This is a genomic window from Nocardia sp. CA-128927, assembly GCF_050955855.1.
Taxonomy (GTDB): domain Bacteria; phylum Actinomycetota; class Actinomycetes; order Mycobacteriales; family Mycobacteriaceae; genus Nocardia.
This window is the reverse complement of the sequence record NZ_CP192087.1, coordinates 3,211,449-3,232,646: the sequence shown is the minus strand read 5'-3', so window position 1 is coordinate 3,232,646 and position 21,198 is coordinate 3,211,449. Positions and strand designations below refer to the sequence as shown.

The 21,198-nt window shown below is 67.0% G+C and carries 19 protein-coding genes; 10 read left to right on the top strand and 9 right to left on the bottom strand.

Going from position 1 to position 21,198, the window contains the following annotated elements:
• The first annotated feature begins 3 nt into the window (after nucleotides 1-3).
• Complete coding sequence (locus tag ACQPW1_RS15315; RefSeq protein WP_433663372.1) at nucleotides 4-372, top strand: YrdB family protein; 369 nt, start codon at nucleotides 4-6, stop codon at nucleotides 370-372.
• Nucleotides 373-427: 55 nt separating this feature from the next.
• Here the strand turns inward: ACQPW1_RS15315 and ACQPW1_RS15310 are convergent, their stop codons facing one another.
• Together ACQPW1_RS15310 and ACQPW1_RS15305 are read right to left on the bottom strand one after the other, a co-directional pair.
• A complete protein-coding gene (locus ACQPW1_RS15310) occupies nucleotides 428-1,162 on the bottom strand; it encodes a DUF4191 domain-containing protein (protein WP_433663371.1) in 735 nt (244 codons plus the stop codon).
• Between the two features lie 77 nt (nucleotides 1,163-1,239).
• Nucleotides 1,240-1,689: a TY-Chap domain-containing protein gene (locus ACQPW1_RS15305; protein ID WP_433663370.1), complete on the bottom strand. Its 450-nt coding sequence runs from the start codon at nucleotides 1,687-1,689 to the stop codon at nucleotides 1,240-1,242.
• A 611-nt stretch (nucleotides 1,690-2,300) separates the two neighbouring features.
• Here ACQPW1_RS15305 and ACQPW1_RS15300 point away from each other — a divergent pair.
• From ACQPW1_RS15300 to ACQPW1_RS15290, 3 genes are all read left to right on the top strand, one after another.
• Nucleotides 2,301-3,806 carry an MFS transporter gene (locus ACQPW1_RS15300; RefSeq protein WP_433663369.1) on the top strand — a complete coding sequence of 502 codons (1,506 nt, stop codon included), beginning with the start codon at nucleotides 2,301-2,303 and terminating at the stop codon, nucleotides 3,804-3,806.
• Between the two features lie 617 nt (nucleotides 3,807-4,423).
• Entirely contained in the window at nucleotides 4,424-5,164 is a 741-nt protein-coding gene (locus ACQPW1_RS15295; protein WP_433663368.1) for a DUF2334 domain-containing protein, read from the top strand.
• Complete coding sequence (locus ACQPW1_RS15290; RefSeq protein ID WP_433663367.1) at nucleotides 5,164-6,285, top strand: glycosyltransferase; 1,122 nt, start codon at nucleotides 5,164-5,166, stop codon at nucleotides 6,283-6,285. The genes ACQPW1_RS15295 and ACQPW1_RS15290 overlap by 1 nt, the downstream gene beginning before the upstream one ends.
• A gap of 85 nt (nucleotides 6,286-6,370) precedes the next feature.
• Here the strand turns inward: ACQPW1_RS15290 and ACQPW1_RS15285 are convergent, their stop codons facing one another.
• Nucleotides 6,371-7,306 (bottom strand): DMT family transporter, encoded by a 936-nt coding sequence (locus ACQPW1_RS15285; protein WP_433663366.1) that lies wholly within the window; start codon nucleotides 7,304-7,306, stop codon nucleotides 6,371-6,373.
• A gap of 180 nt (nucleotides 7,307-7,486) precedes the next feature.
• Between ACQPW1_RS15285 and ACQPW1_RS15280 the strand changes: the two genes are divergently transcribed.
• The 4 genes from ACQPW1_RS15280 to ACQPW1_RS15265 are packed head-to-tail and all read left to right on the top strand — an operon-like array spanning nucleotide 7,487 to nucleotide 11,849.
• Complete coding sequence (locus ACQPW1_RS15280) at nucleotides 7,487-9,157, top strand: CocE/NonD family hydrolase (RefSeq protein ID WP_433663365.1); 1,671 nt, start codon at nucleotides 7,487-7,489, stop codon at nucleotides 9,155-9,157.
• Nucleotides 9,154-10,530 carry a M20/M25/M40 family metallo-hydrolase gene (locus ACQPW1_RS15275; protein ID WP_433663364.1) on the top strand — a complete coding sequence of 459 codons (1,377 nt, stop codon included), beginning with the start codon at nucleotides 9,154-9,156 and terminating at the stop codon, nucleotides 10,528-10,530. Before ACQPW1_RS15280 ends, ACQPW1_RS15275 begins: the two co-directional genes overlap by 4 nt.
• Nucleotides 10,527-11,387, top strand: a complete 861-nt coding sequence (locus tag ACQPW1_RS15270) for an alpha/beta hydrolase (RefSeq protein WP_433663363.1) — start codon at nucleotides 10,527-10,529, stop codon at nucleotides 11,385-11,387. The genes ACQPW1_RS15275 and ACQPW1_RS15270 overlap by 4 nt, the downstream gene beginning before the upstream one ends.
• A gap of 9 nt (nucleotides 11,388-11,396) precedes the next feature.
• A complete protein-coding gene (locus ACQPW1_RS15265) occupies nucleotides 11,397-11,849 on the top strand; it encodes a 6,7-dimethyl-8-ribityllumazine synthase (RefSeq protein ID WP_433663362.1) in 453 nt (150 codons plus the stop codon).
• Between the two features lie 3 nt (nucleotides 11,850-11,852).
• Here ACQPW1_RS15265 and ACQPW1_RS15260 read toward each other — a convergent pair whose 3' ends face one another.
• A complete protein-coding gene (locus ACQPW1_RS15260; protein ID WP_433663361.1) occupies nucleotides 11,853-13,298 on the bottom strand; it encodes a metallopeptidase in 1,446 nt (481 codons plus the stop codon).
• Nucleotides 13,299-13,470: 172 nt separating this feature from the next.
• Nucleotides 13,471-14,409 carry an endonuclease/exonuclease/phosphatase family protein gene (locus tag ACQPW1_RS15255; protein WP_433663360.1) on the bottom strand — a complete coding sequence of 313 codons (939 nt, stop codon included), beginning with the start codon at nucleotides 14,407-14,409 and terminating at the stop codon, nucleotides 13,471-13,473.
• A 168-nt stretch (nucleotides 14,410-14,577) separates the two neighbouring features.
• On the opposite strand from ACQPW1_RS15255, the gene ACQPW1_RS15250 reads away from it, so the two are divergent.
• A complete protein-coding gene (locus ACQPW1_RS15250) occupies nucleotides 14,578-14,856 on the top strand; it encodes a hypothetical protein (protein ID WP_433663359.1) in 279 nt (92 codons plus the stop codon).
• Between the two features lie 71 nt (nucleotides 14,857-14,927).
• Here the strand turns inward: ACQPW1_RS15250 and ACQPW1_RS15245 are convergent, their stop codons facing one another.
• Entirely contained in the window at nucleotides 14,928-15,569 is a 642-nt protein-coding gene (locus ACQPW1_RS15245; protein WP_433663358.1) for a cysteine hydrolase, read from the bottom strand.
• A 10-nt stretch (nucleotides 15,570-15,579) separates the two neighbouring features.
• Nucleotides 15,580-15,906, bottom strand: coding sequence for a hypothetical protein (locus ACQPW1_RS15240; protein ID WP_379286950.1), 327 nt, complete (start codon nucleotides 15,904-15,906; stop codon nucleotides 15,580-15,582).
• A gap of 112 nt (nucleotides 15,907-16,018) precedes the next feature.
• Here ACQPW1_RS15240 and ACQPW1_RS15235 point away from each other — a divergent pair, with 112 nt between their 5' ends.
• Nucleotides 16,019-16,372 (top strand): winged helix-turn-helix transcriptional regulator, encoded by a 354-nt coding sequence (locus ACQPW1_RS15235; protein ID WP_433663357.1) that lies wholly within the window; start codon nucleotides 16,019-16,021, stop codon nucleotides 16,370-16,372.
• A gap of 389 nt (nucleotides 16,373-16,761) precedes the next feature.
• Here the strand turns inward: ACQPW1_RS15235 and ACQPW1_RS15230 are convergent, their stop codons facing one another.
• Nucleotides 16,762-19,773 (bottom strand): bifunctional [glutamine synthetase] adenylyltransferase/[glutamine synthetase]-adenylyl-L-tyrosine phosphorylase, encoded by a 3,012-nt coding sequence (locus ACQPW1_RS15230; protein ID WP_433663356.1) that lies wholly within the window; start codon nucleotides 19,771-19,773, stop codon nucleotides 16,762-16,764.
• A gap of 78 nt (nucleotides 19,774-19,851) precedes the next feature.
• A complete protein-coding gene (locus tag ACQPW1_RS15225) occupies nucleotides 19,852-21,192 on the bottom strand; it encodes a glutamine synthetase family protein (protein WP_107655058.1) in 1,341 nt (446 codons plus the stop codon).
• Between the last annotated feature and the right edge of the window lie 6 nt (nucleotides 21,193-21,198).

The following is a 21,198-nucleotide window of genomic DNA, read 5'->3' as shown; positions in this document are numbered from 1 at the left end:
GCGGTGTCACTCAATCCGGCGATGCTCGCGATCCGGTTTCTGCTCGAGCTCGTCGCTGTCGCTTCCTTTGGTGCGTACGGTTGGCGAACCTTCGATTCGCCGTGGAAGTTCCTGCTGGTAGCGCTGTTGCCGCTGGTCGCCGCGACGCTGTGGGGGACGTTGGCCGTGCCGGGCGACCCGAGTCGGAGTGGCGAAGCGCCTGTGTCGGTGCCAGGGGTGGTGCGGCTTGCGGTCGAACTCGGTGTCTTCTTCGGCGGTGCCGCGGCGCTGTGGGCGGCTAGTTTGCCCAGTTTGGCGCTGGTTTCCGTCGTGGTACTCGTCGTCTACCAAGCCCTCGCCTACGACCGCATCGCCTGGCTCGTCAAAGCATGACCAAGTACGAAAGGCCCGCGTCCTGGGGACACGGGCCTTTCGTGGTGGGTTCAGCTCAGCGACGACGAATCGTGCGCTGCACGCCGCGCATCTTGGCGCCCGCGGGCATCGGGCCCTTGGGCAGGGCCGGACCGGTGCGCGAGCTGAGGGCTGTCAGCCGGCCCTCGATGAGGTCCATGCGCTTGGCGTCGATGTTGCGGGGCAGCTTGGTCAGGTAGCGCTGCAGTTCCTTCAGCGGCACCTGGCCTTCGTCGTTGCCGATGACGACGTCGTAGATGGGGGTGTCGCCGATGAGCCGGGCGGTGCGCTTCTTCTCCTGCGCGAGCAGCGATTTCACGCGCTGCGGGGCGCCCTCGGCGACCAGCACCACGCCGGGCAGGCCGATCACCCGGTGCACCGCGTCGAGCTGGGTGGTCGCGGCGATGCCGTTGGACACCCGCCACTTGCCCTGCAGGTTGTCCAGCACCCAGGCCGCCGCGCCCGCCTGGCCCTCGGCCTTGCTGTAGACGCTCTTCTGCACCCGTCGACCGAAGATGATGAACGCGGCCAGCGCGCCGAGCACCACGCCGAGCGGGACGAGGAACCAGGTCAGACCGAAGATCAGGCCGATGACCAGGAAGACGGCGGTGATGCCGAGCAAGGCGCCGATCATCAACGGCAGCAGCAGCTTGTCTTCCTTGCGCTGCATCTGGAACGCCTGCCAGAGCTGCTGCCTGCGCTCTTTCGACTGCTGCTTGCGGGCCGCTTTCGCCGCGGCCTTCGCTTCCTTGGTGGGCTTACCTGCTGCCATGCCACTCAGGATAGTGCCCACGTCGTGCGAGTTCCGCCACGCCTGCCCCGGCGGGGTGCATTACCGTCGCTGAGGCGTCAATTCCAACCGCGCCTGGCCATCGATCCGAGGACGGTGAGATCCAAATCACCGGACGCCTCGGTCCAACCCATGGCCCGCAATTCCACCGGCTCGGCCACGCCCAGCGCGTCGTGCAAACCGATGGCGACCGAGCGGGCGAATTCGACCAGGCTGCTGGTGGAGATGGGCCAGAACATGGTCCTGGTCCAGTTGTCGACCTCGCGGCGCAGCATCGGCTCGTTCCAGCCGAGGTCGCGTAACTCCTGCGCGGCGTCGTCCGGAATGGGCTGCGTCAGATAATGATTACCGGCCAGCTCGGCAGACAATTTGATGTCGTATTGCATGAACTGGACGTACCGATTTCCGGGCGCGGCGATGATCAACGTCGCGCGCGAAGGTAGCTCAGACAGACACTGCGCCAGTGCTTGAACGAACTGTTCCCAGTCCGCGGTCACCGGCTCGTTCATTCTTCCCCCGGGCGCTCGCACTGGCCCGATCATACGCCGCCGCGCCTCAGACACCAGGCGAATCATGTTGTAGCCCCGAGCACTTCGCAACATCCATAGCGAATGCGAATGGCCCGTCGTTCGCTGGAACGACGGGCCATTTTCGACGCCGCATTTCTACGCCGCCGACAGCACTCCGGTCGGCATCTCCGGTGCACGTCCGTAATCGCGGAACACCCGCGCGCCGAGTTTGCGGCTCGCCGGTCGCAGCGCCCACGACGCCACCACGCACATCGCGAAAAAGCCGGTATCGAACCTATCTGATTGCGACGTTCAACCGTCCCGGAATCCACAGCCCGGAGCGCTGCGCGGTCATGGGTGTCCAGCCGCGCCTCGGTGGCTGCCGGGTCGTACCAGTGTGATTGGGCTGAAGGCCAGGCGTCCGCCCCGTTGAGGCAACCTCATCGATTAGTTTGAAGGTGTCGCCAGTTGTGGTCGGCCAGGTCCGGGGGTGGGGGCAGCATCAGGGCCCGGGAGACTGCGAATGTGGTTTTACCCGTGGGCTTTTGGGTCGTTCGCCACCATTCCAACCAGCCGAACACCAAGGGATTCAAACACCAGGGGAGATAGCAGTGAGCTCGACGATCCGAGACGGCGAATACGACCCGGACATCGCTCACACGGAAGACCCTGTCCGCGGTGACTGCCGCCGCAATGATCACGACCGCAGCGCCTCCGCACGCGATAGCTCTGCCCGCAATACCTCGGCTCTCTTCGACACCACCTGCGACGACGACGAGATAGCCCGCGCAGCCGACGAGGACATCGCGGGCACCGCCGCCCCGGTCGTGCAACCTTCCCGCCGCGCGGGCGGCATGTTCGCCTCACTCGCCGTCCGCAACTACCGCTACTACTTCGCCGGACAAGTGGTCTCCAACACCGGGACCTGGATGCAGCGCATCGCCCAGGATTGGTTGGTACTCAACCTGACCGGCAGTTCGTTTGCTGTCGGGATCACCATCGCCATGCAGTTCTTGCCGGTACTACTGTTCGGCCTCTACGGCGGAGTGATCGCGGACCGCTTCAGCAAGCGACGGTTGCTGATGCTCACCCAGAGCTCCATGGGTCTACTGGCCACTGTGCTCGCGATCCTGACACTCACCGGGTCGGTGCACGTCTGGCACGTCTACCTGCTGGCCTTCTTACTCGGGCTGGTCACGGTAGTGGACAGCCCCACCCGGCAGACGTTCGTCGCGGAAATGGTCGGCCAAGAACAACTGCGCAATGCGGTCAGCCTCAACGCGGTGAACTTCGAGACCGCGTCGATGACCGGGCCGGCGGTGGCAGGTGCGGTGATCGCGGCGGTCGGTACCGGGTGGGCGTTCGCAATCAACGCTTTCTCCTTCATAGCGGTGGTCGGCGGGTTGCTGCTGATGCGGCCCGCACAGCTGCGGCCGGTGCCGCAGGTGCCCCGCCAGAAGGGACAACTGCGCGAAGGTTTGCGCTACGTCGCTGCGCGTCCGGACCTCATCGGACCGCTGGTGCTGGTGGGGTTCGTCTGCACGTTCGGATACAACTTCCCGACCGTGCTATCGGGTTTCGCGTATCACGTCTTCCATATCGACGCCGGGCGCTACGGACGGCTCAACACGGCGCTGGCGGTGGGAGCATTGGTGGGCGCGTTACTGGCCTCGCGGCGCCGGCAGGTGCGAATGCGCCTGCTGGTCGGCACCGCCTTCGGCTTCGGTGTCCTCGAGTCCGTGACGGCGTTCGCTCCGAACTACTGGCTGTTCGCGGCGATGCTGACAACCGTGGGTCTGCTCGGGCTCACCTTCCTCACGTCGAGCAACTCCACGATCCAGTTGGCCACCGAACCGACGATGCGAGGCCGTGTGATGTCGCTGCACATGATCGTCTTCATTGGGGGCACTCCCGTCGGCGCACCGATCATCGGCTGGGTCACCGAACAGTGGGGCCCGCGAATCGGCCTGCTCGCCTGCGGCGCGGTATCCACATGCGCAGCCGCCGCAGTCGGCTGGATCATGATTCGCACCAACGGTTTACGGATGCGAGTGACCCGCCGCGGACTGTCCGTCGTGCCAAGTCAGAATCTGGCGGCGTCCTCCGCACAAGCCTGACACCGCTTCGCCCCAACCGACTTGGTCAGCTCGACCTCGTTCAGCGCGCGTCGACTCGGGTGTTGCGGCTCAGCGAGCCGAACGCCTAAATCCGGTGCATTGCGGCGGATTCGTCGGACGCTTCCATCGCCGACACGACTTTCACTGACCTGGCACCCTCAGCGTCAGCTTGGCGATGTGCAAGCCAGCCAGTGGCTGACGCCGGAGCAGACCCGCACAGCTACACGGGGAATAGCGCACTCACCGAATACATAACCTTCACCAGTGCCGACGCCGCGGCTCACCGAACGGGACATGACGGCGGCAAATCGCCGCGAGTAGCCACGCCACCATGTCCCGTTCGGCGAACAGACCGGGCGCTGGCGGCGCACCGAGTGGGACATGGTGGCGGGTGAAAGCGCTGCGATGTCGTCGCATCGAGGGGTGGTGGTGGTCTGGCAGCAGCTGGGCCTGCGACAGCGGGTGGCGGCATACCGAGTAGGACGGGCTGTGGTGAATTGGGGGTGATCGGAGCGTGATGTGCTGTTCGGTGGGGTGTTGGGGTCGGTACTGATCCGTTGGGTAGCGGCACCGCGCTGTTCAGCTGGTGGCCACCGGGCGGTGTTAGTTTGCGGTGCGTGTGTGCGCGGTTGGTGGTGAGCGTCCATGACGTCGCGCCGGCGAGTGCGGCGGCGACGGCGCGGTGGTGTGCTGATGCTGACGGATTCGGGATTCCGGTGTCGTTGCTGGTGATTCCTGGGCCGTGGTGTGGGGCGTCGTTGGCTGAGCGGCCGGATTACGCGAGTTTCCTGCGGGAGCGTCGTGCCGGTGGTGACGAGATCATGGTGCACGGATGGTTGCATCGGGCCGGGCCCGAAGGTGGGTGGCCGCGGCGAACCCTCGGGCGCGCGGTGGCGCGCGGTGCCGCCGAGTTCGCCGCCCTCGATACCGACGAGGCGGCCGCCAAGCTGCGGGCCGCCACCGAGGTGATGGGTGAATCCGGGCTTTCCACAACGGGTTTCACGCCGCCCGGTTGGCTGGCCTCACCCGCGGCCGAACAGGCTTTGCGCGCCGCAGGCTTCACCCACACCACCGACCACTTCGGTGCAAAGGACCTGCGCACCGGCCGCCGACACCGCGGCTTCGCCCTCTCCCACCGCCCCGGCGGCGGCTGGTCCGAACGCTTCGGCGCCACCATGCTGGAAACCATGGCCCGCCACAACGCAGCCCGCGGCGGCCTCGTCCGCCTCGCCCTCCACCCCGACGACCTCCACCGCCCCGGCCTACGCCACGCCACCTTGCGCGCCATCGACGCCGCCCTACAAGCAGGTGCACAGGCCACCACCTACGCGGAACTCGTCGGATCGGCGGTCAACTGATGCGAATCGTGCAGATCGCGAACTTCTACACCCCCGCGTCCGGGGGACTACGCACCTGCCTGGACGAGATCGGTCGTGGGTATCTTGCGGCTGGGCATAGCCGGGTGCTGGTGGTTCCTGGACCGGCTGATGGGGATGAGCTGACTGGGTCGGGGCGGCGGATCACCGTGCACAGCCCCAAGTTCGGGGCGGGCGGGTATCACGTGTTGACCGCGCGGCGGACACGGGCGGTTCTTGATCGGTTGCGGCCGGATGTGCTCGAGTGCAGTGACAAGTTGAGTGTTCGGTGGCTTGCGCCGTGGGCGCGGGGGGCGGGTGTGCCGCTGGTGCTGTTCTCGCACGAACGGATCGATGCCATCTTGCGTACTCGCGTCCCACCCGGCTTCCCGCTGATCACGGCGGCCGATCTGGCCAACCGTCGGCTCTGTGTGCGTGCCGAAAAGGTGGTGGTCACTTCGAGTTTCGCGACGGCGGAGTTCGCGCGCATCGGGGCGACCAATGTGCGGCGCGTTCCGCTCGGTGTCGATCTGACCACGTTCCGCCCGGTCGAACCTGCGGACGAAACACCATGGGCCGCAAACGAACCCATACGTCTGGTGCTGGTGAGCAGGCTGTCGAAGGAGAAGCGGGCCGAACGCGCCATCGAGGCGGTGCGCGTCCTGGTCGAGTCCGGTCTGCACTGCGAACTGGCCGTCATCGGCGATGGCCCGCTGCGGCCCCGCCTCGAACGTCTCGCCGCCGGCCTCCCGGTGGTCTTCCACGGCCACCTCACCGACCGCGCCACCATGGCAAACTTGGTCGCCGAAGCCGACATCGCGGTATTCCCCTCCCCCGCCGAAACTTTCGGCCTCGCCGTCCTGGAGGCCCTCGCCTGCGGCACCCCCGTGGTCGTCCCCGACGCAGGCGCCGCAGGCGAACTCGTCGGCGCACCCGGCTCCGGCATCGTCTCCGACGGCTCCCCGCACGGCCTGGCCAACGGCGTCCGCGACCTCCTCGCCGTCCCCGCCCCCCAACGCCGCCACGCCGCCCGCTCAGCCGCAGAACGTTTCCCCTGGTCAGCCACCGTCGCAGGCATGTTAGCCCTCTACGCCGACTACGACTCCCCCGCCCGCACAGCCTGACCGCCGCCCAACGGGACATGATGGCGGCAAACCCGACAAACTGGCGAGCCGGCCAGGGAGGCCTGGAAACACCCGCCTACCGGAGCTACGTAACACCCTCGTACGCCGGTTGATTCGGCGGTTTCGAGTGGGTCTGGTCCAGTTCGTCGTGCAGGGTCGGCGAATTCGCGAGCAGTGCAATCCCGGTGATCACCAGCGCGGCCGCGAGGACCAGCAGAACCGGGCGCGGGTGGATGGTCACCGCGAACAGGGTCAGCCCGGCCGTGTAGCTGAGGACCGGGTCGGTGATCGTCATCGCGGTGAGCGCGGTGGGAAGTGATCCGCGGGCGTAAGCCTCCTGAGTGAGAAGACCGCCGAGCACAGTGGACACCGGGATGCCGAGCAACGCCCAGCTCAGGTGGGGCAACGCCGATGTCGCGACGACCACCAGCACCGCCGTGGTCGAGAAACAACAGCCCGCCGCGACCGCCACCAGTGCCGAGCGCAACTGAGTCGAGTGCGTCAGTCGCGAGATCGCGATCAGCGTGATGATCGCAACGAACACCCCCGCACCCACACCGGGCAACAGCTGCGGCCGCACATCCGCGTGCCCGGGCGCACTCTGCCCGACCAGCAGAATCAGCCCGCCACACACGAAAACCGTGCCCGCCCAATCTCGCCCGAGCAACGCCCGCTTGCGCCGCGCCGCCGCGAACGGCAGCGCGAACAGCAACTGCACCACAAGCAGCGCCTGCACCACCGCGATCGCCCCGAGCCGCAACGCCACCGCATGCACGACGAACCCGGCCACATTCGCACCCTGCCCGGCCAACCACCTTCGATCGGTGATCAGCCGACGAGCGATCCCCACGATCACCAGAAACCGACCTTGCGTGGCTTCCGTCGCCGCCTGTCGCGCAGCCCCCTGTTGCAACGCGGCCGACACGGCGAACAAGAGCGCGGCGAACAGCGCGAGGGAGATCGTCCCCACCGCGAGCGCGTCCACGGACGCACTGCCAAGCACATCCGCAGCATCCGGCATACCGCCCATGCTCGCGGGCGGGAGTGAACACCGGATGGCATCCGCCCGGCGGCTCGGCAACAGCTCGGCAGGCAACGCGGCTCGCGGTCTCCGCCAGACTGCTCAACGCCCGGTGAACCTGGAAACGGACTACCCCGGTTCCAGGGGCTGGACGGTCGTCCGGGCACACTCGATAGTCCTATGGTGAGCGAACGAACCGTCCTGCTGCGCGCCCTGTGTGGGCTGCTGCTTTTGCTGGCTGTGGCCACACCGGTGAGTGCTACGGCCGAGCCGCTGGCGGTGCCGTTTCAGTGGAGGCAGGCGTTCATCGATGCGCCGGACGGCACTCGCTTGCATGCGGACATCGTGCGGCCGGCCGGTATCGCCGACGATGTGCGGACTCCGGTGGTCCTGACCGTCAGCCCGTACCGCGCTCACCTGGCGTATCTGAGCGAACCACGGCTGAGCGGCGGTCCGTCGACCGACAACCTGCAGGCCGACATGTTCCTGCGGGCCGGCTACACCTACGTCATCGTGGATCTGCGCGGTTTCGGCGGCTCCTCCGGTTGCCCCGATTTCGGCGGACCCGGTGAACGATCCGATGTCGCGACCGCGGTGGAATGGTCCGCGAACCAGCCGTGGTCCACCGGCAAGGTGGGCATGTTCGGTGTCTCCTATGAGGCGTGGACGGGTCTGATGGGTCTGGCGACGAAGCCGAAGGGCTTGGCGGCCGTTGCGGCGTTCGAGCCGGTAGTCGACCCGTACTCGTACCTGTACATGCAAAGTGTCTCGTGGAAGTTCTCCGGCAAGCCGATCACCGAGAACGGCGTGCGCCCAGCCGATTTGGCGGGTCTGGAGCACCTGCTGATCGCGTCGACCCCGGCCCGCCCGGACGATTCACCCGAATACCAAGCCGACGCGGCTCAATTGCCGCTGCAGTGCTATCAGCAGTACCTGGCCGACATGACCAACCACGACGGCAACTCCCCCTTCTGGCGCGACCGCGACCTCGTTCCCCGGTTGCGCGGCAACACGATTCCGCTGTTCCTCGGCCAGGGCTTCGTCGACTACAACACCCGCCCCTACCGGGTGTTCGACCTGTGGAACGGCCTCGGCCCCGGCGAGCACAAAGCATGGTTCGGCCAGTGGGGCCACCGCACCTGCCACGACAAGTGCGACACACCGCATTTCGACACCGAGCTGCTCGCCTTCTTCGACAAGCACGTCGCGGGCCGCGACGTCCAGGTGCCCGGACCACGGATCACGGTGGGCCAGTTCGACGGCCGCTGGCGTGCCGAAACCGCGTGGCCGCCCACCGATTCCACCCGGGTCCCGGTCGAGCTGCGCCCCGGCGGCTACACCGATCGCGGCCTGCTGCCCGGACCGGATCGCGAATTCTGGTCCGTCTCCGAACCTTTGGCTCAGGACCAGCACCTGTCCGGCTTGCCCTCCGTATCCTTGCACGTGAGCGGACCCACCAATGCCACGGTCGCCGTGGAGATCTACGACATCGGGCCCGACCAACTGGCCACCGTCATCACCCGAGGCATCGCCCCGGTCACCGGCGACACCGCCGAAGTCCGCCTGCTGGCCCAGGATTGGCCGATCCCGGCGGGCCACCGGATCGGCGTGCGGATCACCGACGTCGTCGACGACGTCTGGTCGCACACCCCCGCCTTCGCCCCGGTCACCGTGACCGAGGCCCACCTCGAGCTCCCGATGCTGACCACACCGCGCAACCCCGACCTCCCAGGCGGGGTCACCGAGGGCATCGTGAAGTGGCGAAACGAGAAGACCATACCGATCAACCCCGGCATGCTGAACAATGCAGTGGTGTCCATGAATTTGCCGAACCGCACCGCTGACCGATGACGGACCCTGTCGACGACCTGACCGCCGAGCGCCTTGCGGTCGCATTGCGCTGCGCAACGGTGTCCACCGACAAACGGGGCGAAGCAGACGAATCGGCCTTCACGCAGCTCTCCGCACACCTCGAGCAATCCTTCCCGCTGGTGCACGCCGAGCTCGAGTTGGAGCGATTCGGCTACAGCAGGCTCTACCGCTGGCCAGGCATCGAGCCGGAGGGCGTCGCCGCGATCCTGCTCGCGCATCAAGATGTGGTCCCGGTCGACGATCCGCACCGTTGGACCCATCCACCTTTCGCGGGCGTGGTCGACGACGAATTCATCTGGGGCCGTGGCGCGATCGACGACAAGAGCCGAGTGCTGGCCATCCTGGAGGCCGTCGAATCCGCCCTCGCCGATGGAATTCGCCCGCGACACACCATCTTTCTGGCCTTCGGCCACGACGAGGAGGTGTTCGGCGACACCGGCGCGGTGCTTATGGCGGACCGCCTCCGCCAACTCGGCGTGCACGCCGAACTGCTGCTCGATGAGGGCGGCATGATCACCGAGGGCGTCGCCGACGGGGTCGAGCAACCGGTCGCCAACATCATGCTCGGCGAAAAGGGTTATGCGACGGTACAACTGTCGGTCACCGAAGTAGGTGGCCATTCGTCCATGCCCGGCAAGCAGACCGCGGTCGGCCGGATCGCCCGCGCGGTGAGCCGCATCCAGGATCATCCGATGCCGTTGCGGATGACACCGGTGACCGCCGACATGCTGGCCCGGCTGCGTCAGGCGATGCCCGCGTCGCGCCGCCGCTTGCTCGGCATGGCCGGTATCGCCGGACCGGTGATCGCCCGGGTGATGGCGATGCGACCGCACACCGAGGCAATGGTGCGCACCACCACCGCTCCCACCGTGATCCGGGGCGGCGTGAAGTCGAACGTGCTCCCCCAGCACGCCGAGGCGTTCGTCAACTTCCGCATCCTGCCCGGCGATTCGGTCCGGTCCGTCCTGGAACACTGCCGGAAGGTGGTGCGCGACAATGGTGTTCACATCGAAGCCGAAGGCATGGCCTCCGAGCCGACGGTGAACATCCAGCCCGGCCCGGCGTTCGAGCTGATCGCGGATATCGCCAGGGCCATGGTGCCCGGCACCATCGTCACCACCGGCATCGTCCCCGGCGCCACCGACTCCCGGCACTATCACGACCTCGCGGGCACCCGCTGCAACTTCGCCCCGATCGTGCTCGGCGAACGCGACCTGGCCTCGATCCACGGAACCGACGAACGCCTCTCCCGTCTGAACTACGCTCGACTCATCGAGTTCAACCGGCGGCTGATCGCGCAGTTCGCGCAGTCGCCGAACACCGCGCCGCAGACGTCAGGAGCCGATGCATGACCGCCGAGAACGCGCCGCAGATCCAAACCCGAACCGGCCGATTCGACGGCACGGGCAGCGGAATCGCCTGGCGCGCATGGCTTCCCGAGTCCCCAGCACGCGCGGTAATCGTCCTGGTACACGGCGTAGCCGAACACTCCGGCCGCTACGTCCACGTCGGCCAGCGCCTCGCCGCCGCCGATTTCGCCGTCTACGCCCTCGACCACATCGGCCACGGCAAATCCGCGGGCAGCAAGGCTAATATCGGCTCGATCGACGGCGCCGCCGACAACGTGGCCGCCATGCTCGACATCGCCACCCGTGAACACCCCGGCGTCCCCCGCTTCCTGATCGGCCACTCGATGGGCAGCCTCATCGTGCTGCACCTGGCCACCCGCGCGCCGATCGACGTCGCGGGCATCGTGCTCTCCGCGCCGCCGCTGGACATCTCCGCGGGCAACGCCGTACAACGCGCACTCGCCCCGATCCTGACCAGGCTCACCCCGAATCTCGGTGTGCTCAAACTGGATTCGTCGCAGATCAGCCGTGACCCTGAGGTAATCCGCAAATACGACAACGACCCACTGGTGTACCGCGGCGCACTCCCGGCCCGCACCGCCACCGAGATTCTCAACACGACCGTCCTCGTCAAGGGCCGACTGGCCAAGCTCACCGTTCCGGTGCTGGTTATGCACGGCACCGCCGACGCACTGGCCGCACCGTCCAGCACAGACCTCATCGAGCAGGGCGCGGGCTCGAAGGATCTCACCGCGATCCGCTACGAGGGCCTCTACCACGAGATCTTCAACGAACCCGAGCAGGACAAGGTGCTCGGCGACGTGGTGGACTGGCTGGAAACGCACGTTACCGGCAAGTAAGATTCGGGGATGGGAACCACCGGATCCGTCGCGTTCATTCGCGCCAGCTGGCACAGCAACATCGTCGGCAAGGCCTACGAGGGCTTCACTGCCGAGTACGCCGATCTCGGCTACGACCCGGCCGCCGTCGAGGTCTTCGACGTGCCCGGCGCGTTCGAGATCCCGCTACACGCCAAGCGCCTCGCGCGCTCCGGCAAGTACGCGGCGGTCGTCGCGGCGGCACTGGTCGTGGACGGTGGCATCTACCGGCACGATTTCGTCGCGTCCGCGGTGATCGACGGCTTGATGCGGGTGCAGCTGGACACCGACGTGCCGGTGTTCTCGGTCGTGCTCACCCCGCACCACTTCCACGAGCACAGCGAGCACGGCGGCTACTTCACCGAGCACTTCGTGACCAAGGGAGCCGAGGCCGCGCGTGCGGTCGCGACGACGCTCAACTCCCTGCGGTCACTGCCGGTGTAGTGGTCACTTGTAGCGGGACAAGCAAGCCTGCTCGCCCTCCAGCACTCCAGTGCGGAACGCCTCCACGCGTTGGTAGCCGCTCGGCACCACCTTGCCGTTCACGTCGCTGGCGGCAAGGCCTTCGCTGAGCAGCTCGGAAACGGCCTCGTCGAGGTCACCGGCGGACAGACGCGGGTCGCTCCTCGGCTCGCTCAGCTTGGTCGTCACCACACCGGACAGGCAGGCCGTGCGCAGTCCGGCGGTCTCCGCGCCGGTCAGGCCGAGCTTGCGATCGTTCTGCACCGCAAGGACGTACCGCGACACGAAGATGACGAACGCGTTGTAGTCGCCGTTCACCGCCGCCGAGAGCGGATCCTCCTCGCCGTTCGCCGGTGCGCCGCGCTTGGCCAGCGCCGGCACGTCGGTGCCGATCTTGTTAGCGGTGGGACAGTACGAAACCGGTTCGGTAGCAGTGACATTCGAGCAGTTCTTGACCACGCCCGCATAGTCGAACTGCGGCTTTCTACTGGTCGGGAAGATGGTGCTCAGAGCCTGGCTCAAGCTGTTCAGCGACTCGGCGGTCACCGGAAGCTGGGCGAATTCCTCGCCGGGCTGGAACGAGACCGGCAGCGTGCCGCGGCGCTGCGCGATCTGCTGCGTGGTGATCGACTTACAGCCCTGCGCGCCATCGGAGTAGCCGATCTGTACCGCCGTCACCCGCTCGAACGCCGACCCGTGCGCGTTCTTCGGATCGCTCGGATCCTGGTCACGAATCGCCACCGTGGCACCGAGTACCGCGTTGAGTCCGTCGGTGGTGTTCAACGTGAAGTGCGCCGAATCCCCTTCCGCCACATGGCGTAAGAACACCCCGGCCAGGCAGTCCGCCTGCTGCTCCAGCACCAACGTCGGTGTCCGCATACCGGCGAGCCTGGCCTGCCCCTGAATGGCGTGGCCGTATTCGTGCGCGAGCACCATCACGACGGCCATCTCACCGAACTTCGCCACCACCGCGGGCAACAGCACGCCGCGATCCCAGCCGATGGTGTGGTCGAGACTGCAGTAGGCGGCATTCACCACGTGATACGTACTCTCGCCACAGAATTGGATCGCCTGCTTCCGGGGCGCCGCCGCATCCCAGGAGTCGAAGATCGACACCGGCGTGAACGTGCCGGGAAAGTTCTTGGGGTAGGCCGCAGTCCAGAATTCCTGCAAGTCGGAGATGGAGTTGAGCGCGAGCTTGTCGTACTTGCCGCCGTCTCCGTTGATCGCCTGCAGTGGCGCGTCCGGCACACCTTTGCGCGGACCGTTCGGCCCGGTGGCCGTCATCGATCCGGCGACCTCCCAGACGGTCTCGGCGCTCGGCGCTTTCGGTGCGGGCGGGCCATCCACGCCTTTGCCGCATCCGGCCAATACCGCGCCGAACAGCGCGAGCACGGCGACCGCACCCCACCGCCGCCGTTGTGTACTCATCATCCACGGGCCTCCCCGACTACCGGTGCACGCGCAGCGCGCACTAGGACTCGGGGCGGGCCGCTGCCCGGCCGCCGAGCGTTCACACGGTAATCGCCGCGCAACCCGCGCGCGCATCACAAACGGTCGAAAAACCTACGCGCGGTGTCCGGTACAGACCGTGCCTACGAGATCAATTCAACCGCACCCTGGCGATCAACGCGCGGTGATCGGAGCCGGGAACACTGAGCGTGTGCAGTTCTTGCGCCGTGGCATCGGCGAGCAGGACATGGTCGATGCCGATGATCGGACCCCACCGCCGATCGTTCGGGAATGTCAGCAGCAGTCCAGCACCCACCTGATCGGCCGCGGCGGCGAACCGGCCGTGCAGCAGTTCGCGATATGCCGCGTGATCGCGCGTCGCGTTGAAGTCCGCGCCGACGATCGCGGGACCCTGTTGCGCGTCGAGGATTTCGCGGATCTTGTGCATCTCCACCAGCCAGTCGGCGAAGTTGAGCGATGGCGGGATGGGGTGGAAGGCGAACACCGAGATCGGTCCGCGCTCAGGATGATCCATCGTCGCGGACACCTGATTCAGGATGAAGCCGTCGTATTTCTTGGTGTCGCGCAACGGGTATCGGCTGTAGATCCCGGTGCCACCGTCGGCCGTCGGCTCGACGTATGAGTACGGCAGCACCGCGCCGAGCTCCGCCGCCGCCAACCGGTCGACCGCGGCGGTCGTCAACTCGTTCACGGTCAGCACGTCGATGCGGTTGTCCCGCACCGCCCGCACCACCGCGTCGACGTCCGCCTTCCCGAACAGCAGATTGGACTGCATCACCATGACCTCGGGACCGCCGGCCGCGCGCCCCTCGGGCACGAACGCGGGCACCACCGTCCACAGCACCACGCCGACCAGCACCCCGGCCACGCCCGCACTGCGCCAGCCGCGCGCGATCAGGAAGATCACCAGCCCGACGATCGCGCCGATCATCAGGTACGTCGCCCCCGACTGCACCAGGACCAGCGACCGCTGCTGCCAGTCCCCGAAATACAGCACGACCCCGACGAGCCCCGCCGCCAGCGCACACCAGCCCACCCCGAGCACCACCCGCTTCAACCATTTCGGCATGTCCCGAGCCTAGGTGGCGGATGTGGAGATGATGTGTGCCGACCGTGGAATTCCCGAGGTCATCATGATCAACGGCACATGACGGCGGCATTCGCCGAGACGGCTCAGCACCGTTGATTCATGAATTCCGCTGCTTAAGATGGGTCGCAAGCGTCGGAAGGAGGCCTGATGTACGTCGAAGAGTTCCGCGTCGCAGGCCCGCTCACCGTCGAGAGCGCCGAAGAACTCACCACGGTGCTGCTCGGGTACACCTCACGAATCACCGTCAGCAGCAACGGGCGCAGCGTGAATGTTCCCTTACTGCCGACGTGCCTGGACGTGCTGCGACTGCGCGCGGGCAGCGTGGTGACGGTGACCGTCGAGCACGGCCACCATCCGGAACTCGATGAGGACCGGCAGGCGATTCGTGCCTTCGTCGACCGGTTCCAGGAACTCACCGGCAGGTAATCCCCTAGCGCACAGGCACATCCCTCGTCCCCACACAACCTGCCCGTGCGGGGTGCCTGTGAGCTAGGGAGTCAGCAACGGTCCATCAGATCGATCAGCGACTCGGTATCGGTCATCAGCGAGCCGCCCGCGAATTCTAAAGTGGCATGCGATCTTTGGGCCGCCATCGGATGTCCCGCGCCGCACGCGTCGGTGACCATGATCGGCAGGTAGCCGAGGTCGAGGCTGTGCCGGACGGTCGGTTCGATGCCGACCTCCATGGCGATGCCCGCGATCGCATAGGAGTCGATACCGCAGTCGCGCAACGCGATATCGAGCGGTGTCGCCGCGAAGGCGGACATGGTGATCTTGTCGAAGACCACCTCGTCGGCGTTGGGTGTCAGCTCAGGAACGAGCTGATATTGCGGCGAACCCTGCGGAAAGCTGGCGTGCAACTCATCCAGGTCGTCCACCCGCTGCCATTGCATGGCGGTGCGCAGTTGCGACACACCGGACGCGGCGATCGGCAGCGACACATGCCGGGTGTAGAAGACCCGAAACCCACTGGCCCGCGCGGCATCTCGCAGCCGAACGCAGGCCTGCACGATCTTGTCGCCGTCGGGGATCTGACCGACGATGCCGACCTGCATGTCGTAGATCACCAACGCCATCCGCGTGGGCTTGCAGGCGTCCGCGACGGTTTGCGGGATGCTGAGTCCGAAGGCGTTTCGCATGGGAACGCCCTCACTTGGTCCGGTCGTAGGGCTCGGCGACGTCGACCTTCGGATCCATCAGCGCCTCCAGTGGCAGCGGGGCCTGCACCGGGACGTAGGTCCACTCCAGGTATCCGGCTTTGGTGAGCGGGAAGTCGGCGACGTACTTCTGCGCCTCCTCGACGCTGTCCACCTCGAACACGATCACCACGCCCGGCTCGTCGGCGCGCGCGTAGTTCTCCCGCACGATCCCCGCCTTCCACAGCCGCCACACATTGGCGACCTCCTCGGGCAGGTACGGGTTGATGGTCGCCAAGGTCACGCCGGGCTTGAAACGGTCGAAAACGATGACCTTCATAGGGATTCGGGCTCCATGTCTGCAGTAGGGATGCGGTACTCCCATCCATGGAATCGCGATGATTACAGTGTTACAAGAACGCACTTTTTGGTGAGTACCCGAAAGGCCTGCAATGCCGGAGAAGCGCTACCACTGCGCGGTGGAGGTGACCGTCGACCTGATCGGCGGCAAGTGGAAGCCGGTGATCCTCGCCCACCTCAAGGAGGGCGTACGACGCTACGGCGAACTCCGCCGCCTGATGCCGACGACCAGCGAGAAGATGCTCGTCCAGCAGTTGCGCGAGCTCGAGGCGGACGGGTTGGTCCGCCGCACCGTCTTCGACACCGTGCCGCCGCAGGTCGAATACGACCTCACCGACGAAGGCTGGACCCTCGTTCCAGCGCTCACGGCGCTCTACGAGTGGGGTGAAAAGCGCGCCGAGCGAACAGGTTTGCTCATCGAGCCCGCGCCATCGATCGCGAACTAACGCCTCGTGCCGGGGCGTCGCAGCGGCCGATCCACCGCAGCTCCCGAACCACACGCACAGCACCCAGCCTCGCGACCACAGCGGCCGCCCTATCTCCGCAGCCGCACACCTTCTGACAAACGCACACGTGTCAGGGCGGCGATTCGCTGTGCGGGAAATCAGAAGGTGTGCGTCAGCGGTTCGCCCCAGCACCTCAGCACCCAGCCTGCGCGACCACGGCGGCCGCCCTATCCCCGCAGCCGCACACCTTCTGGCAAACGCACACGTGTCAGGGCGGCAAGTCGGTGTGCGGGAAATCAGAGGATGTGCGGCTGTTGCCGCAAACCTCAGCGCACGAGCCGGTGATCCGCGCACCGGCACGCACTCAGCGTGCCGGGTGCGGCTGCCCCCTACTGGCCGAAGACGCGCTCCACCACCGCTTTTGCGCGACGGGTCACGCGCATGTAGTGATCCAGGAACTCGCTACCGTCGTCGTTGGGCCACCCCGCTACGCGCGCGACGGCGGACAACAACCGCCCCGGCCCGGGTAACTGGTCCGCAGGTTTGCCCCGAACCAGCACCAGCGCATTGCGTGCCTTGGTCGCGGTCAGCCAGGCATCTCGCAGCAACGCCACATCGGCGGCCTCGAGCAGCTTGGTCTCCTCGATGACGTCCAGCGACTCCAGCGTCGAGGTGTTGTGCAAGCCGAGCACGTCGTGCGCATAGCGCAGCTGCATCAGCTGCACCGTCCACTCGATATCAGCAAGGCCACCGCGACCCAACTTGGTGTGGGTAGCCGGATTGGCATTGCGGGGTAGTCGTTCCGCGTCGATGCGGGCCTTGATCCGGCGGATCTCACGCACCGCTTCATTCGATACGCCGCCCTCGGGGTAGCGCACCTTATCGATGATGTGCAGGAAGCGCACGCCGAGCTGCTGGTCGCCCGCGACCTGATGGGCCCGCAGCAGCGCCTGCACCTCCCAGGACTGCGCCCACTGCTGGTAGTAGGCGGCGTACGCGGCCAGCGTGCGGACCAGCGCACCATTGCGTCCCTCCGGCCGCAGCCCAGCGTCCACCAACAGCGGCGGGTCGGTGCTTGGCGCGCCGAGCAACTTCTGCACCCGGTCGGCTACGCTGTTCGCCCACTTCACGGCCTTGGTCTCGTCCTCCCCCGGCCTCGGATCGCAGACGAACAGCACATCGGCGTCGGATCCGTAACCGAGTTCCTTACCGCCGAGCCTGCCCATCCCGATCACCGCGAAGTCGGCGGGCGCGGGCGCACCCATCTCGGCCTCGCTCGCCCGAATCACCGCCGCGAGTGAGGCTTCCAGCACCGCGACCCACACCGAGGACAGCGCACGGCAGACCTGTTTGACGTCGAGCATGCCGAGCAGATCCGCCGACGCGACGCGGGCCAGCTCGTGTCTACGCAGCGAACGTGCCGCGCCCACCGCACGTTTCGGATCGTCATAGCGCGCCGCGGCCGTCATGATCCCGCGCGCAACATCTTCCGGCTGCGGACTGAGCAGCAACGGACCGCCCGGCCCGTCGGCATACATGCGAATGGTGTCCGGCGCGTTGATCAGCAGATCCGGCAGATACTCCGAGGACCCGAGCACGATCATCAACCGCTGCGCGATCGCACCCTCGTCACGCAGCTCGCGCAGGAACCAGGTCTGATCGCCGAGCCCCTCCGACACCCGCCGGTAGGCGAGCAGGCCCGCGTCGGGATTCGGTGTCTCGCCGAGCCATTCGAGCAAGGTCGGCAGCAGCAGCGCCTGGATCCGGCCCTTGCGCGACACCCCACCGGTGAGCGCCTTCAGGTGGCTGAGAGCATGTTCGGGCGCCTGGTAACCCAGCGCGGCCAACTGCCGCACCGCCGCTTCGGGGCTGAGCCGCAGCGCTTCGGGTTCCAGCTTCACCACCGATTCGAGCAGCGGACGGTAGAACAACTTGGCGTGTAATCGCCGCACCCGCACGGCATTTCGGCGGATCTCGTTGCCGAGCACCCCGACCGCGTCCTGCCTGCCGTCGGCCCGGATGTGTGCGGCGCGGGCCAGCCAGCGCATGCCCTCCTCGTCGTCCGAGGCGGGCAGGGTGTGCGTGCGCCGCAACCGTTGCAGTTGCAGACGGTGTTCGAGCAATCGCAGGAACTCGTACGACGCAGTGAGATTCGCGGCATCGTCGCGACCGATGTAGCCGCCCGCGGCCAACGCCGTCAACGCCTCGACGGTGCCCTGCACGTGCAGCGACTCGTCCACCCGCCCGTGCACCAATTGCAGGAGCTGGACGGCGAATTCGACGTCACGCAGGCTGCCGTGCCCCAACTTCAGCTCGCGCTCGCGCATATCGGCGGGGACCAGATCTTCCACCCGGCGCCGCATCGCCTGCACGTCGGCCACGAAGTCGGGTCGCTCGGAGGCGGTCCACACCATCGGCATCAGCGCGGCTTTGTACTCCTCGCCGAGCTCCAGGTCACCGGTCATCGGCCGGTTCTTCAGCAGCGCCTGGAACTCCCAGGTCCGCGCCCAGCGCTTGTAGTAGGCGACATGCGAATCCAGCGTGCGCACCAGCGCACCCGCCTTGCCCTCCGGCCGCAGCGCCGCATCGACCTCGAAGTAGGCCGCACTGGCGACGCTCATCATCTCGGCCGCCAGCCGGGTCGCGGTGGCATCGGCGGGTTCCGCGACGAACACCACGTCGACATCGCTGACGTAGTTCAGCTCGCACGCGCCACTCTTGCCCATCGCGATCACCGCGAGACGCACCGGCACGGGGCCGTCCTTGCACACCCGGGCCACCGCCACCGACAGTGCCGCGGTGAGCGCGGCATCGGCCAGCGCGGTCAGATGCCGACCGACCACCTGGTACGCCAGTACCGGTTCGTTCTCGACGGTCGCGGCGAGATCGAGCGCCGCCAGCAGCATCAGCTGATCGCGATAACGCTTGCGCAGCAGCGCGACCACCTCGGGACCCGACTCACCGGCCCGGAACAGCAACGGACCCGCGTTGGGCCCCTCCTCCGGTACCGCATGCACCGCGTCGAGCAGGTCGGCGATCAGTTCGTCGCGGGTCGGCAGGTCCTTGCGGCGCAGGATCTGCCAGGCCGCCGGGTCGACGACAAGATGGTCGGCGAACGCGCTGGACGCGCCGACCAACGCGAACAGCCTGCCACGCAACGCCGTTTCCGCGCGGATCGCCGAATCCAGTGCGGCCCAATCGTTTTCCATCCGCTCACGCAGCTTGACCAGCGTGTTCAACGCCAGATCGGCGTCGGGCGCGCGCGACAGCGCCCACAGCACGGGGATACTTTCGACGTTGTCCCAGCCCAATTCGTGCAGCGAGGCAGCGGCGGAGGGCTCGAGGAGTCCGAGCCGACCGACGCCGGGGACAGCGGAGCGGGCAGACGGTGGCCGGACCATAGGTCTCAAATTACATGCTGGAGGTCAACGACTCGCCCGCACCTGGACATACGTTCGGTTGCAGAACCGCGGCTTTCGCTACAGGCCGAGGTATTCCTTGAGCTCGTACGGCGTCACCTGGCTGCGGTAGTCCGCCCACTCCCGGCGCTTGTTGCGCAGGAAGAAGTCGAACACATGCTCACCGAGCGTCTCGGCGACCAGTTCGGACCGCTCCATCGCCTGCAACGCCTCGTCCAGCGTGCCGGGCAGCTCACGGAAGCCCATCGCGCGCCGCTCGGCGACGGTCAGCGACCACACGTCGTCCTCGGCCTCCGGCGGCAGCGTGTAACCCTTCTCGATGCCGCGCAGACCGGCCGCGAGCAGCACGGCGAAGGTCAGATAGGGGTTGCAGGCCGAGTCTGGGCTGCGGATCTCGACGCGGCGCGAGGAGGACTTGTTCGGCGTGTACATCGGCACCCGCACCAGCGCGGATCGATTCGACCGGCCCCACGAGGCCGCGGTCGGCGCTTCGCCACCGTGGATGAGCCGCTTGTAGGAGTTCACCCACTGGTTGGTGATCGCGCTGATCTCCGGCGCGTGTTCCAGGATGCCCGCGATGAAGGCGCGCGCGGTGCTGGACAGGTTGATCGGGTCGTCCGGATCGTGGAAGGCGTTCGCCTCGCCCTCGAACAGGCTCATGTGCGTGTGCATCGCCGAGCCCGGGTACTGGGCGAACGGCTTGGGCATGAACGTCGCGCGCACGCCCTCGTCGATGCCCACTTCCTTGATCAGGTAGCGGAAGGTCATCACGTTGTCGGCCATGGACAGCGCGTCGGCGTAGCGCAGGTCGATCTCCTGCTGGCCGGGCGCGCCCTCGTGGTGGCTGAACTCCACCGAGATGCCCATCGACTCGAGCGCGTCGATCGCGTGGCGACGGAAGTTGGGCGCCGAATCGTGCACGGCCTGGTCGAAGAAGCCGCCGGAGTCGGCCGGGATCGGCTGCGAGCCGTCGACCGGGCCGTTCTCCAGCAGGAAGAACTCGATCTCCGGGTGCACGTAGCAGCTGAAGCCGACGTCGGCCGCCTTGTTCAGCTGACGACGCAGCACGTGCCGCGGGTCGGCCCAGGACGGCGAGCCGTCGGGCATGGTGATGTCGCAGAACATCCGCGCGGAATGCTGGTGGCCCTTGCTCGTAGCCCACGGCAGCACCTGGAAGGTGGACGGATCCGGCCGGGCGACCATGTCGGCCTCCGAGACCCTGGCGAAGCCCTCGATGGCCGAGCCGTCGAAGCCGATGCCCTCCTCGAAAGCGCCCTCTAGCTCGGCGGGAGCGATGGCAACGGACTTCAGGTAACCCAACACGTCGGTGAACCAGAGCCGCACGAAGCGGATATCCCGCTCTTCGAGCGTCCGCAGCACGAATTCCTTCTGGCGATCCATGTCCGC